The sequence below is a fragment of the Lautropia dentalis genome (assembly GCF_003892345.1).
Lineage (GTDB): Bacteria > Pseudomonadota > Gammaproteobacteria > Burkholderiales > Burkholderiaceae_E > Lautropia > Lautropia dentalis.
In genome coordinates this window covers 1608420-1623220 of the sequence record NZ_RRUE01000001.1, presented here as the reverse complement: position 1 = coordinate 1623220, position 14801 = coordinate 1608420, and the positions used below count along the sequence as shown (strand labels likewise).

Below are 14801 nucleotides of genomic sequence, written 5' to 3'. Positions count from 1 at the left end.
ACCCGTGGCAGCCCGGTTTGCCGTCAGCCGGCACGTTTCCTTCATGATCCCGCCCGTCCCCGTTCTGCCGGCATCTGCAGGCAGGCGGGGCATCCTCCACCATGAGCACGTCCGAATCCAGCACGCCCCCCGCTACCCTTTCTCCTGCCTCTCCCACCGCCGCCACACCGCCAGCCTCCGGCACCCAAACCAGCCATGACCAGCACGGCCGCTACGCGGTCGCCAGCAGCGTGGAGGACTTTCGCCACAACCTGGCCGCCGTGCAGGCGCGCATCGAAGCCGCCTGCCAGCGGGCCGGGCGCGATCCGGCCTCGGTGCGCCTGCTGCCGGTGAGCAAGACGGTGGACGAGACGCGCATCCGCATGGCCTACGCCGCCGGCGCCCGCTTTCTGGGCGAGAACAAGGTGCAGGAAGCCTTCGGCAAGTGGGAGGCCATGCAGGACCTGCCCGACCTGAAGTGGGCCGTGATCGGCCACCTGCAGACCAACAAGGCCAAGGTGGTGGCACGGTTTGCCAGCGAATTCCAGGCGCTGGACAGCCTGCGCGTGGCCGAGGCGCTGGACCGACGCCTGCAGGCCGAGGGACGCGGGCTGGACGTGTTCGTGCAGGTCAATACCTCGGGAGAGCCCAGCAAGTTCGGTCTGGCGCCCGACGAGGTGGCCGCCTTCATCCAGCAACTGCCGGCCTTCTCCGCCCTGCGCGTGCGCGGGCTGATGACGCTGGCCCTCTTCTCGGATGACGCCGTGCGGGTGCGCCAGTGCTTCGTGCTGCTGCGCACGCTGCGCGACCGGCTGCGCCAGAGCGCCCCGGCCGGCGTCGGCCTGGACGAACTGTCGATGGGCATGTCGGGCGACTACGAGATCGCCATCGAGGAAGGCGCCACCGTGGTGCGGGTGGGCCAGGCCATCTTCGGTGCCCGTGCCCTGCCCGACAGCCACTACTGGCCCGGCTTTGCCGGACCGGCAGGCGAACCCGGGCGCTGAGCCACCATGGACAGGCGGACTGCGGCGCATCTCATGGCCCCATTTCGTTCCCGCGCCCGGCTCCGGTCGTCCCGGCATCCCTTTCGGCACGCCAGGAACTGGCTGGAAATTCAGCCACCTCTGCATGACACAACATTCCATGATGATGGAAAATACAACAGGCCCTGAAACAGGGTCTGGTCCCATCCTCCACAGGCGCGTCTGAAGCAGCCGCCCCCGCCGTCCCCGAAACGGGGACTCATGTTGCACAACGACAAAGGAGCAAGCTCGATGTCCGCACCGCCCTCTGCCACCGCGCCGGCAGCGCAGGACCCCTACGCCGATTACCGCGAGCTGACGCTGCGCGGCATGATCCTGGGCGCGCTGATCACCGTGGTGTTCACCGCCTCCAACGTGTATCTGGGCCTGAAAGTGGGCCTGACCTTCGCGTCATCCATCCCGGCTGCCGTCATCTCGATGGCGCTACTGCGCTTTGCCAAAGGCAGCAACATCCTCGAGAACAACATGGTGCAGACCCAGGCCTCTGCGGCCGGCACCCTGTCCTCGGTCATCTTCATCCTGCCCGGCCTGCTGATGGCCGGCTACTGGAGCGGCTTTCCATTCTGGCAGACCGCCCTGCTCTGCATGTCGGGCGGCATTCTGGGGGTGATCTTCACCGTACCGCTGCGCCACGCCATGGTGGTCAACAGCACGCTGCCCTACCCCGAGGGGGTGGCCGCCGCCGAGATTCTCAAGGCCGGCAGTGCCGAACACAGTGACGAGGACGAGACCAGCAGCGGCATTGCCGACATCGCCACCGGCGGGCTGATTTCGGGCGTCCTCAGCTTCTGCGCAGGCGGCCTGCGGGTGGTGGCCGACAGCGCCAGCTACTGGTTCAAGGCCGGCAACGCCATCTTCCAGATCCCGATGGGCTACTCACTGGCCCTGCTGGGTGCGGGCTACATGGTGGGGCTGGCCGGTGGCATCGCCATCCTGCTGGGCATCGTCATTGCCTGGGGTGTGCTGGTGCCGTACTTCTCGGCCACCCTGCCCCAGCCGGCCGATGTGGACATGGCCACCTTCGCCCTCACGCTCTGGAAGGAAAAGGTGCGCTTCATCGGCGCCGGCACCATCGGTGTGGCCGCCGTCTGGACCCTGATCATGCTGCTCAAACCCGTGGCCGAGGGCATGCGCCTGTCGCTTGCCGCCATGCGCGCCCCGCGGGACTACCAGCGCAGCCGCGTCGAGCAGGATCTCAGCCCCAGGGCCATGATCGGCTGGACCGTCGGCATGCTGGTGATGCTGGGACTGAGCTTTCACCACTTCGTGGACTCGGCCGCCATTTCCGACACGGCCGGCTGGGTACTGGTGCTGCTGGGCACGCTGATGGCCTTCTTCATCGGCTTTCTGGTGGCGGCCGCCTGCGGCTACATGGCCGGCCTGGTCGGTTCGTCGTCCAGCCCGATCTCCGGCGTGGGCATCGTCTCGGTGGTGATCGTCTCGCTGGTGCTGCTGGTCTATGGCGAATCGGCGGGTCTCTTTGCCCATGAGGGCAACCGGCAGTTCATGCTGGCGCTGACACTGTTCGTGGGCTCGGCCGTGGTGTCGGTAGCCTCCGTATCGAACGACAACCTGCAGGATCTCAAAACCGGCTGGCTGATCCAGGCCACACCGTGGCGACAGCAGGTGGCGCTGATCATCGGCTGCGTGGTGGGTGCACTGGTCATCGCGCCGGTGCTGGAAATGCTCTATCAGGCCTACGGTTTCACCGGCGCCATGCCGCGTGAGGGCATGGACGTGAAACAGGCACTGGCCGCCCCGCAGGCCACGCTGATGACCACCATCGCCACCGGTATCTTCTCGCACAACCTGCAGTGGAACTACATCTTCACCGGCATCGGTATCGGCGTGGCGCTGATCATCGTCGACCGGCTGCTGCGGTCCCGCCCGGGAACCAACCTGAGCCTGCCGGTCCTGGCCGTGGGCATGGGCATCTACCTGCCGCCCGCGGTCACCATGCCCATCGTGATCGGCATGGTGCTGGCCACCCTCGTGCGCAAGCGCATCCAGCGCCGCCATGGCGGCAAGACGCAGGCGGAGCCGTACCTGAAGCGGGCCGAGCGGACCGGCACCCTGATGGCCGCCGGCCTGATCGTCGGCGAGAGCCTGATGGGCGTGATCATGGCGTTCATCATCACCTTCTCGGTGACCAGCGGCGGCTCCGATGCGCCGCTGGCCCTGTCACTGGAGAACTGGGACGATGCCGCCTCGTGGCTGGGCCTGGCCGCCTTCGTGGTCGGCGCCACCCTGCTGGTGAACCGGGTGATGAAGGCTGCGCGCTGACGGGCGAGCACCCGACTGCAAAGCCCCGGGTGGCCGGCAGGGTGGCCCGGGGCTTTGCCGCAAGACCGAAAGACCCCGTTCGTTCGACTGCAAGGCCGAACGGAGCCGGGTCACAGCTTCTTCATGCCCTCCAGCTCGGCCGTGAACCAGAAACCCATGGTCTTGCTGACCTTCACCGTGTAGCGCACCCCTTCCCTCACGAAACCGTCTTCCACCTCGCCCTTCAGGCCCGAGGTATTCAGCGCCTCGTCCGTCAGACGCTGGAAGAGCTGCATCATGGCGGGCTGCACGGTACGTTCGCCCTGTTCTCCATCGGCCGCGCTGGCCAGCAGAATGCCCCCCACGGCATTGCGGATGATCGTCTCGATGTCCCCCAGCGGGCTGACCATCGACATGATCCGCACCACATGACCACGCTGCGGATCGACGAACACCATGGCCAGCAGCCCATCCTTCAGCAGAATGCGGGCGATCCGCCAGGGCGACGCACCGCTGTCTTCGGGCTGGGCCGAGGCAGGAATCCGGTAGCCACCATCGAGCCGTGCCAGATCCTCATTGGCCCAGGTACGAAAGGTACCGAAATCGATGCCGGACCGGAGGCTGGCTGACGGCGTTTCCCGGGCTGTCTCCCGGGCGTTTTTGTCCTGGAGAGCCTCCGCAGGCGACACCGCCCGCCGGGAGGGATCACCACGCTGTACCCCCCCTGCTGCGGCGGTGGTACCAGCAGCCACGCCGGTCGCCGCTGTCGTGCCAGCCACGGCTGCCGTGCCAACGCCAGCCCCCACTGCCGAGGAAGCAGCTGCTCCCGTGCCTGCGGCAGTCGTGGACTTCGCCACCGCGGCAGAAGTCCCCCTGCCCGCCTTGCGCGGTGCCGCCAAGGCATCCCCCGGGCTGCCCGTCAGCACGACGCCCAGCACGGCCAGGGACGTGGCACCGCCGACGCACCGTTTCAGAAGACTGCTGCCAGACATCGTGCCACTCCGGGGGAGATTGTGAACGGTGGCACGTTAGCACGCGGCGTTGCAAAAAACCTACATCCGGACACAGCCGGCCGAAGACGACCGACGAAGGGGTCGGGGGCCTCCTGAAAAAACCTGCGAACAGGGAAGACTGACCGGCAGGAAAACGCCCCGGTAATCCCCACACGAAAGAACCCGCCGCAGGCCATCATGACGCTGCAGCGGGTTTCGGTACGACAGTCTGACCAGGGAGTGCCCCGGAAGGCGGGTTCAGTCAGACGGCTCCAGGATCATCACTTGACCAGCGCACCAATCGGATCACTGTCCGGCGGGTTGTCGTTGGCCGAGGTGCTGGCATCGGTGTGATGTGCCGAGGAAGCCGGCAGCGAGCTGCTTTGCGGCTCATCGGCCGGTACGGCCGCATCGGCGCCGGCCTCACCATTGGCAGCGTTGCCGGTCGAGGCATTGCCCGTTGCGGGGGCGGCAGGCGCCGGGTTGGCGGCGGCATCACCCGTTGCCGGCGTGGCATCAGCCGCAGGGGCGGGCGCTGCATTGCCGGTTGCCGGCGCGGTCGCGGCATCGCCTGCAGGCTGGGCTGCATCGGCCGCAGGAGCGGGCTGGGCAGCCGCGTCGGGTTTCGCCGCGGCACCATCGGCAGGTGCCGGGGTGGTGGCGTCGGCAGCAGGCGCTGCAGCGCCCGGTTTGGCGGCTGCATCCGTGGCCGGTGCGGTCTGGGCAGCAGCGTCCGGTTTCGCCGTGGCGTCAGCGGCCGGGGTGGTCTGGGCAGCATCACCCTGCGCAGCGGAGCCCTGCTGGGCAGCGGCGTCAGGTTTGGCAGTATCCGTTCCGGATGCGGCGCCTCCCGTGGACGGCGTCGCGGCGGCGCCTGACTGCTGGGCGGCCTCACCGCCCGTCCCCGACCCGGATTGCCCGGACGCATCTCCACCCGCACTGGACTGACGGGAAGCGACCAGAGCAGCACCCGATGCCGTGCTGACGGAGAGCGCACCGGCGCCCTGGGTCTGGGCGATACGGGCACCCTCGGTTGCCACCGCCGGCGGATTGGTCAGCGCCTGGGTCACCGTTTCGGTGCTGCTGCCACCGGCCGCCGCGCCACCGTTACTGCCGGTCGTGGCGTCCCGGCCTGCCGGCTCGGGTCTGGTGCGGAAGTACCAGCTGTTCTCCTGATTCGGGATATCTGCCGTGGTGTTGTCCTCCTCCACGAAAATCCCGCGATAGGTCAGCCGCTGCGAGCTGGTCCAGTCATTGGCAACCTGCCACTCGCTGCAGACCTTGCGCTGCAGATCTCCCCGGGGGTTGGGCGGTACATTGTTGCCTTCCTTGGCCTTCTTGAGACTGTAGCTGTACAGGCACAGTTGCACTTCATCGGAAGCATCGCCTTTCTCGACGGTCAGTTTCATCCAGGCAGGCCCCCACTGGTGGCCATCAGGGCCCGCTTCGTCCGGCCCCGTCCATTCCTGGACGGGCTGATCGAACGGCACCACGCCATCGCGAGGAATGACTTTATCGGCCGGGGCGGTCAGATTATCCGTTTCGGTCAGCTCGTGGCTTCCGGGTTTGGTGCCATATTTGATCGTCGCATCGGTCTTGATGGTCAGCCGCTGGTCGCGCGATTCGCCTTCCTTGGCAAAAACGACACCGAACGAGCTTTCGCTGTACAGGTGATGCTGTTCCTCGGTTCGCTTGCCCGTGCTGTCGTAGTCACGAACCGTCTGGAAGAAGCGATCACCCCCCGTGTACTGGTAGGACAGGATATCTGCCCGGCTGTTGGGGTTGCCTGGATCACCCCAGTCGTTGCGATCGACGGTCTGGGTATTCGGGTCCCATCCTCTGAGCTGTTCGGCCGCATAGCCTGCAGAAATCGGAACCGCATGCGGCCCGACCATCACATAGGCCGTCTGCGTGCTCAGCATCTGCTCGAACAGCTCCGTGCTGATGCCCGCTTCGGTCACGGGCGTTGCACCGCTGGCGGGTTTGGACGTTGCATCGGCGTTGCTGTCACCCGACGACGCAGCGTTTCCGTTCTGAGCGGCATTCTGGCTGCCGGCGGCGGCCGCATCGCCCCCGCTGGATGCATGCGAGCCATTGGTTTTCGGCGTGATGGCACCAGCATCGCTGGCACCGGCGCCACCGGAATCACCACTGCTGGACCCGCCGCACCCTGCCAGCGCCAGCGCAAGCAGGGCCGCGCCGACCAAGGGCCTGGTGGCGGGCGGGGTTGAAGTGTGTGGCTTGATCGGCATGAGGTGAGGCCTCCGTGTCGTGAAATCTGTGGATAGGGATGAAAAAAAGGGGGAGCAAAAATATGGATCGATGTTTGTTTCCGTCCGCTTCCCCTTCATCAGCCAGCGATGCTAATTGAGCTTCCACCTCCACACGGGAAAACCCATAACTTGACCGGCAACCATTTATGACAGTGTTTGCACACATTTCGTTGTGTTCGTTTTCTGGCAATGCGGCGCTTCTGCCATGCGTTCATCACGCATTGCTTATTGCCTGGCGCGTGTCATGGACGCATTCGTCACCGCGAAACCTCCTTTTTGGGATGGGCAGGGCTTTTTGCAAAGGCTCCCAAGACAGCAGGGCCACAAACTACCCATGGCTTCAGGCCCGCCGAGCACGGTCATGCGCGCCCCAAAAGGTGGCCTCCTTCCGGCTGGTCCTGCAGACACTGCCCCGCACCGGAAAATTCATGTTTTCTTCAAATTGAATTCATGTTTGCGCCGTCAATACCCCTACCGTTTTTGCCGGGCAATTCCCATGGACCTGTCGATCTGGTGCGCGTTCATGAACCTGCTCGTCCCCTGCTGTCCCTGCCGCGTACTGCCCTCTGCGGCGTACGGGGGAATGGACAGGCAAGAGGTCACCTTGCCCATGTACCCGACGGCCAGAAAACACAACGTTCCTGCAGCGCACACCGCTCATCGGCATAGGGGGCAGCCCTCTGGGCTGCACCCCTGCCACACCACCCGGCATGCGGGTCCGCACCGGGCGGTTCGAGAGGACATTCAGGATGATGCCAGACGGGGCAGGCCAAGACTGTCGAACCATGACAGGGTCAGCACGCTGTTGAGCAGCATCGCACTGTTGTGCCACCAGCGCCGGCTGTTTGCCGCCACTTTCCGGGCCACTTCCGTGCTTGCGCCCATGGCGCACAACTCCCTGAACATGGTCTTGCCCCGCTTCCACTGCCTGAGCTGGATGGCCCGCAGCCGGTGACGTATCCATTCATCCAGCTCTCGCCAGACGCCTGTCGTTTGCGCCAGTCTGAAATAGGCTCTCCATCCCAGCAGCAATGGGCGAAGCCCATCGACCACCTGCTGTATGCTGCGTCCGCCACTGCGGCGGGTCAGCCAGCGCACACGCTGCCTGAAGGCCATCACAGCTTTCCGGGCCACCCTCCGTTTGACGACCCCTTTCGGAGCCATCCAGAAGCTGAAGCCCAGAAACTTGCGGCCAGTGAAGACGCTGGCCACCGCACTCTTGGATTCGTTGATCCGCAAATGCAGCCTGCCGTACAGCCGGCGCAACAGCTGCATCACCCGTTCGCCTGCCCGACGACTGTGCACATATACGTTACAGTCGTCGGCATACCGAACGAAGCAATGCCCGCGCGCCTCCAGCGCCTTGTCCACCTCATCGAGCAGCAGGTTGGCCAGCAGCGGCGACAGCGGTCCACCTTGCGGTGTCCCCTCGTGCCGCTCTACGACCACGCCGCCATCCATGATTCCCGCGTTCAGATACGCCCGGACCAGACGGCATACGCCATCATCTCCAATGCGCTTTCTGACGCGATCCATCAGGATGTCGTGATTGACCCGGTCAAAGAACTTCTCCAGATCGACATCCACCACGATCTTCCTGCCGGACTGGATGTACGACTGCGCGGCCAACACCGCGTCGTGCGCACGCCGTCCCGGCCGAAAGCCGTAGCTGTGTTCACTGAAGCCCGGATCAATCATCGGCTGCAGTACCTGCAGCAGTGCCTGCTGGATCAGTCTGTCCGTTACCGTCGGGATGCCCAGCTCTCGCTGTCCACCTCCCGGCTTCGGAATCATGACCCGTCGTACCGGGCTGGGCCGGTACGTCCCCTGCAACAGTGCTTCGCGGATTCGCGGCCATTCGGTCTTGAGCTGCCGGGCTGTCTGGTCGATGTCCAGACCATCCACACCGGCCGTTCCCCGATTGGCCTTCACCCGCCTCCACGCCCGCTGCATGTTGGCTCTTTCCAGAACTGCATCGAGCAGCCCTGCTCCTGTGTCTTCGGTGTCATGTCGCGGGCCGCAGGCTTCATCACGACATGCGCCCCTCGGGGCTTCACCCCTACTCACTGCATGTCGCCCCACTCGTGCAGGCTTCTGATGCATGGCCTTTGACATCGACATGATCCTGTCAACACATCCTCTCGTTCGGTCCTTCGCCTGACCTGTGTCCCATCATGGGGCTGGTCCTGCTACTACGACCTCTGCTGACTTCTCGCTCCGGCTCGACACCGTCGCCCTTTCGAGCATAAGGCGAGATCTCCCCAGGTAAGAACGCACACCTTCTCTGCACGACCGCCGGATTTACGTCACCTCGCCTTGGCCACAAGAGCTTCGCGGTTACATGCCCGTTCGCCCTGCTCGGCAACGCCTTGTATCCGGTTCTTGTACATCGGCCCGCAGATTACGCTCCACGCTTCCTTCCCACACTCGGTCGCCCTTGTGCAGTTGCGCTTCACTTCACTCACTGTGGCCAGCTTGTGGCGGGACTTGCACCCGCAGGTGTGCGCCCATGCTGGGCGCACACGCAAAACCCGCCGGAGAACGCATCCTCCCGGCGGGTTCAGGGAAATGGCCTGTCACGACAAAACGCTTCAGGCCACCGGCGACATACCGGCCAGAAGAGGCCGGTTATCGGCTCACGAACGCTCAGGTCGTTTCATCGTCCCGGTCTTCGTCGTCGTCATCGCCATCATCGTGTTTGTCACCGACGTCGTGTTTGTCACCGCTGGCGCCATGCCTGTCACCGTCGCCTTCATGTTTGTCACTGTCGGCGCCGTGCTTGCCACTGTCGGCATCATGCTTGCCACTGTCGGCGCCGTGCTGGTTACCGGCATCATGCCCGGTTGCCACATGCGTGTCACCTGCAGCATGCTGCGATCCGGAGGCGGCTGCGGCAGACGTATCAGCCGCATGCGCAGCGCCATCTGCAGCCGGCGCAGCAGCATCCGGTTTGGCAGCCGGAGCAGGCTGGGCAGCAGCGTCACCGGAAGCAGCGGGCTGGGCCGCAGCACCCGCGGCAGCACCACTCTGGTTTGCAGCCTGGTCAGCCGTGGCACCCGTTTGGGCAGCATTGCCGGCTGCAGCACCATTCTGGGCTGCGTTGCCCGCAGCGGCACCGGCCTGGGCTGCATCGCCTGCCGCCCCACCGTTCTGCTGTGCTGCAATGGCTGCCGCACCGGACGAGGTGTCGACGGACAGGGCGCCGTTGCCCCTGCTGTCGGCCTGGGCAGCCGCGCTGGCTACCGCGGTTGCATCGGCAGGCGGTTGCGTGATGGACGCCGTGACGTCAGCCGTTGCTTCCGCAGAGGCGCTGGCCTGGCCGGCCGGCTGCGCAGCGGCACCGGCGTTACCGGCCGCAGCTGCGTCGCTGGCAGACGCCGCGCGTCCGGAGCGCTCTGGTTTCGTGTGATAGAAATGGATCAGCTCCGGATTGCCACTGTCATCCGTCGCCAGGTCATCCATCACGTAGATACCGCGATAGATCAGTTTCTGCTGCGGTTTCCAGGTGGCCGGCACCTGCCATTCGCTGCAGACCTTGCGTTGCACATCCGCACGCGTTGGCCCGCCAGGGTTGCCACTGGTATCCACGGATTGCGGAAGGCTTCTGGAACGCTGCTCGAGGCAGAACAACACCTCATCTGCGGCATCCCCTTTTTCGATACGCAGCTCCAGCAGGCCGCCGAAAGTCATCTGCGGTAACGGACCACCTGCGTCTCTCCAGGTCTGCACAGGCTCATTGAAGGCAATGACGCCATCACGCGGGATGACCTTGTCGGCATCGGCCTTCAGCGGCAGGGTTTCACGATATTCCGTGCCACCGCCCTGGGCCTGCTGGTAGCCGTATTTCAGTTCGGCTTCGCTCGTCAGGGTCACACGCCCACCGGCCGCATCGCCTGCTTTCGGGAAAGCATATCCGAAGAAGGCGCGGGCGCTGATATGTTCGCCTTCGGGTTTTTCCTTGTCGCGGTTGCGATCCAGGCCCCAGGATTCGACCACGAATTTGCCATCGACCGGCTGCTGGTACGACACGAAATCTGCCGCACCGCTCTCCTTCCATTTGTCGAGTGTCGGCGGGCGCTGACCATCGTTCGTACTTTCCAGCTCCGCAGCCCGGTACCCATACATGATCGGGATGTCACGCTGACCCAGCTTCACATAGGCGGTCTGCGTGCTCAGAATCTGCGCGAACAGTTCGGTACTGATACCCGCCTCGGTAATGGGCGTTGCGCCGCTGGCGGGCTGTGCCGCTGCACCGGCACTGCCATCTGCAGGCGCGGCATTTCCGCCGTTCTGGGCAGCATTCTGGCCATCGGCACCGGCCGCGGCATGCCCGCTGTCCGCAGCGCCACTGGCGCTGGAGGTGTCCTGATGAGCCCCGTTCGCCACGGTCTTGGGCGTGATCGCCCCCGCATCGCTGGCACCAGCATCACTGGTACCGCCACCGTCGGAACCCCCACCACAACCCGCCAGCACCAGTGCCAGCAGCGCCGTCCCCAACAGGGGTCTGGTTGCGGGTGCGGTTGAGGAATTTGCCTTGATCAGCATGGTCTTGACCTGCTCCTGTTCGTGAATGGAGCGGCCATGCTAATTCAGACATCATGGTCAGAAAATGAAAACCGGTTGACGCCCGACCACCGTTCGTCACGCGCAATTGTGACGTTATGATTGTTTTTATTTCAATTCAATGCAGCAAAGCCTGCATGATGTCCGGCAAATAACGAACGGATGCCTGTCATGTCCTGCGGGTGTGAACAACACAACGAAAATGCAGAATCGCCAGACCAGAAAATCACATTCTGTCAGCGCGGACCCCCTACCGGTTTTGCCGGGTACAACCATGACACCGGGAATGGCATGAACGTACCGTCATGAGATGGCCATGCTCCAAAGCATCCCTGCAAAAGTGTGCGAGCGCTCGAGCCCCTGATCGGGATGAGCCAGAAAACGCCATCTGGCAGCGCCAGGCCGCGACACAAAAAACAAACCCGGCACACGGGCCGGGCTGTTGTGCTGTCAAAGGGAGCTGATAGCAGGACAGGAGCTTCAGGGGCTTCCGGACAGGGAGCCTGATTGGCATGGCTACCTGATTCATGATGGAGGGCACGCGCTGCCTGTCCCGCCCCCGAGCCGGGCAGTACCCTGCCCGGCCCGGATTCCTGCATCAGGCGAAGGTGAACGCCCCGTCACGGAAGTCCACCGGAATGGTCGCCCCCGGGGGATATTTGCCTTCCAGCACCTGTTTGGCAATGGGGTTTTCCAGCTTCTGCTGGATGGCGCGTTTCAGCGGCCGGGCCCCATACAGCGGGTCGAAGCCCACCTTGGCCAGCTCGTCCAGCGCCGCCTCGCTGACCGAGAGTTTCAGGTCGCGTTCACCCAGGCGTTTTTCCAGGCTCTTGAGCTGGATACCGGCGATGCTGCGGATGTGTTTGGCATCCAGACCATGGAAGACCACCACCTCGTCGATCCGGTTGATGAACTCGGGCCGGAAGTGCTGGCGCAGCTCGCCCATCACGGCCTCCTTGATCACGTCCGGGTCGTTCAGCGTCCGGTCGGCAGAGAGGCGCTGGATTTCGGCCGAACCGATGTTGCTGGTCATCACCACCACGGTGTTGCGGAAGTCCACGGTGCGGCCCTGGCCATCGGTCAGGCGACCATCGTCCAGCACCTGCAGCAGGATGTTGAACACGTCGGCGTGCGCCTTCTCGATTTCGTCGAGCAGGATCACGCTGTACGGGTTGCGCCGCACGGCCTCGGTCAGGTAGCCACCCTCTTCATAGCCCACGTAGCCCGGAGGCGCCCCGATCAGGCGGGCTACCGAGTGTTTCTCCATAAATTCGCTCATGTCGATGCGGATGAGATGGTCTTCCGAATCGAACATGAAGCGGGCCAGCGCCTTGCAAAGCTCCGTCTTGCCCACGCCGGTGGGCCCCAGGAACAGGAAGGAGCCCCACGGCCGGTTGGGGTCGGCAAGCCCTGCACGCGAACGGCGGATGGCGTCGGACACCAGCGTGACGGCCTCGTCCTGGCCAACCACCCGCTTGTGCAGCTCTTCTTCCATCTTGAGCAGTTTTTCGCGCTCGCCTTCCATCATCTTGGACACGGGAATGCCCGTGGCACGCGAGACCACTTCGGCAATTTCCTCGGCGCCCACCACCGTGCGCAGCAGCTTCGGCTTGCCGCTGGCAGCAGCCTCGTCTTCCTTGAGGTTCTTCTCGGCGTCGTTGACTTCGGCCAGGCGTTTTTCCAGCTCGGGCAGCTTGCCATACTGCAGCTCGGCCAGTTTTTCATACTGGCCCTTGCGCTGCAGTTCGGCCATCTGCGCACGCAGCTGGTCGATCTCGCCCTTGATCTGCGCACTGCCCTGCACGGCGGCCTTCTCGGCCTTGAGGATTTCCTCGTAGTCGGCGTATTCCTTGCTGATCCGGTTGATTTCCTGCTCGATCAGCTCCAGGCGCTTTTTGGAGGCGTCATCGGTTTCCTTGCGCACGGCCTCCCGCTCGATCTTGAGCTGGATCAGCCGGCGGTCCAGGCGGTCCATCACCTCGGGCTTGGAGTCGATTTCCATCTTGATGCGCGAGGCGGCCTCGTCGATCAGGTCGATGGCCTTGTCGGGCAGGAAGCGGTCGGTGATATAGCGGTTGGACAGCTCGGCCGCGGCCACGATGGCCGGGTCGGTGATCTCCACGCCGTGGTGAATCTCGTAGCGTTCCTGCAGGCCGCGCAGGATGGCAATGGTCGATTCCACCGATGGCTCGCCCACCAGCACCTTCTGGAAGCGACGCTCCAGCGCGGCATCCTTCTCGATGTACTTGCGGTATTCGTCCAGCGTGGTGGCACCGACGCAGTGCAGCTCGCCGCGCGAGAGCGCCGGCTTGAGCATGTTGCCCGCGTCCATGGCGCCATCGGTCTTGCCGGCACCGACCATGGTGTGGATCTCGTCGATGAAGACGATGGTGCGCCCCTCGTCGGCCGCGATGTCCTTGAGCACCGCCTTCAGGCGTTCCTCGAATTCGCCACGGTACTTGGCACCGGCCAGCAGCGCGGCCATGTCGAGTGCCAGCACGCGCTTGTTCTTCAGCGAGTCGGGCACTTCGCCATTGACGATGCGCTGCGCCAGCCCTTCGACGATGGCGGTCTTGCCCACGCCGGGCTCACCGATCAGCACGGGGTTGTTCTTGGAACGGCGCTGCAGGATCTGGATGGTGCGGCGAATCTCGTCGTCACGGCCGATGACCGGGTCGAGCTTGCCCTGGCGAGCCCGCTCGGTGAGGTCCGTCGTGTATTTCTTGAGCGCCTCGCGCTGGCCTTCGGCGTCCTGCGACTCCACGGCCTGGCCGCCGCGCACGGCATCGACCGCCGCCTGCAGCGACTTGTGGGTCAGGCCCGCCTGAACGAGCAGCCGGCCGGCCTCGCCGCCCTGGCGACCGTCACCGTCGGTGAGGGCCAGCAGGAACATCTCGATGGCCACGAACTGGTCGCCGCGTTTTTCGGCATCCTTTTCGGCCTGGTTGAGCAGCTTGAGCAGCTCGCGGCTGACCTGCGGCTGGCCGGACTGCCCGCTGACCTGCGGCAGGCTCTTCAGCGCGGCATCGACCGAGTGCTTGAGCACCGAGATGCGCACGCCGGCGCGCTCCAGCAGCGCACGGCCGGAACCGTCCGGCTGGGCGATGATGGCGGCCAGCACGTGTACCGGCTCCATGTAGGGATTGTCGGCCGAGACGGCCAGGCTCTGTGCATCGGACAGGGCCTGCTGGAACTGGGTGGTGAGTTTTTCTATACGCATGATGTTCTGTTTCGGTTTTTCGAATGATCAGCAGATGAGGCTTGCCTGTCGGGTTTCAAGACATGAAAGCCCCCTGCGTGCAATATTTTTTTGCGCTTGAACGACCACGGAACCGTACCGGGGCACAGGCTGCACAGACAGGACCGGCGTTTTGCGCCCGAATGGCACCGGGCTGCACGGGAGAGAAGGCTGCGGACAGGGCCGACGGCATGGCCTGGCGATGGCACGGCCCCATTCTTCCCCGCGCTGATCCCGGCAACGCGCGCAGCCGCAACACCTGCCCCCTCCGTCGCGCGGGTGTGACGGGAGGGTGTGATATGGTTTCCGGCCAGAGCGTGTCATGAACGCGTTCTTCCCCGCGCCGGCCCCAGATACGGGGGCCTGCAAGACACACTGCGCAGGCAGAGCTGGCCGCCCTGGCATGCAGGGCAACGCCGGCAGCGCGCCGCCTTCTTCCGTTCCTCCTGAT

Annotated in this window: 7 protein-coding genes; 2 read left to right on the top strand and 5 right to left on the bottom strand. The window is 64.7% G+C overall.

The window, feature by feature from the left end; translation table 11 throughout:
* Nucleotides 1-101 precede the first annotated feature (101 nt).
* Both EHV23_RS06250 and EHV23_RS06245 read left to right on the top strand, forming a co-directional pair.
* Nucleotides 102-983, top strand: a complete 882-nt coding sequence (locus EHV23_RS06250) for a YggS family pyridoxal phosphate-dependent enzyme (RefSeq protein WP_125095173.1) — start codon at nucleotides 102-104, stop codon at nucleotides 981-983.
* Between the two features lie 270 nt (nucleotides 984-1253).
* The gene (locus EHV23_RS06245) at nucleotides 1254-3305 is read left to right on the top strand and encodes an OPT family oligopeptide transporter (RefSeq protein WP_125095172.1); all 2052 of its coding nucleotides are present in this window, start codon (nucleotides 1254-1256) and stop codon (nucleotides 3303-3305) included.
* Between the two features lie 110 nt (nucleotides 3306-3415).
* Here EHV23_RS06245 and EHV23_RS06240 read toward each other — a convergent pair whose 3' ends face one another.
* The 5 genes from EHV23_RS06240 to clpB all read right to left on the bottom strand — a co-directional run bounded on the left by EHV23_RS06240 (nucleotide 3416) and on the right by clpB (nucleotide 14332).
* Complete coding sequence (locus EHV23_RS06240; RefSeq protein ID WP_125095171.1) at nucleotides 3416-4276, bottom strand: hypothetical protein; 861 nt, start codon at nucleotides 4274-4276, stop codon at nucleotides 3416-3418.
* 281 nt (nucleotides 4277-4557) lie between these two features.
* Entirely contained in the window at nucleotides 4558-6528 is a 1971-nt protein-coding gene (locus EHV23_RS06235; RefSeq protein WP_125095170.1) for a hypothetical protein, read from the bottom strand.
* Between the two features lie 765 nt (nucleotides 6529-7293).
* Nucleotides 7294-8670, bottom strand: a complete 1377-nt coding sequence (gene ltrA / locus EHV23_RS06230) for a group II intron reverse transcriptase/maturase (RefSeq protein ID WP_125095169.1) — start codon at nucleotides 8668-8670, stop codon at nucleotides 7294-7296.
* A 525-nt stretch (nucleotides 8671-9195) separates the two neighbouring features.
* A complete protein-coding gene (locus tag EHV23_RS06220) occupies nucleotides 9196-11094 on the bottom strand; it encodes a hypothetical protein (protein ID WP_125095168.1) in 1899 nt (632 codons plus the stop codon).
* 616 nt (nucleotides 11095-11710) lie between these two features.
* Nucleotides 11711-14332 (bottom strand): ATP-dependent chaperone ClpB, encoded by a 2622-nt coding sequence (gene clpB, locus EHV23_RS06215; protein ID WP_125095167.1) that lies wholly within the window; start codon nucleotides 14330-14332, stop codon nucleotides 11711-11713.
* Between the last annotated feature and the right edge of the window lie 469 nt (nucleotides 14333-14801).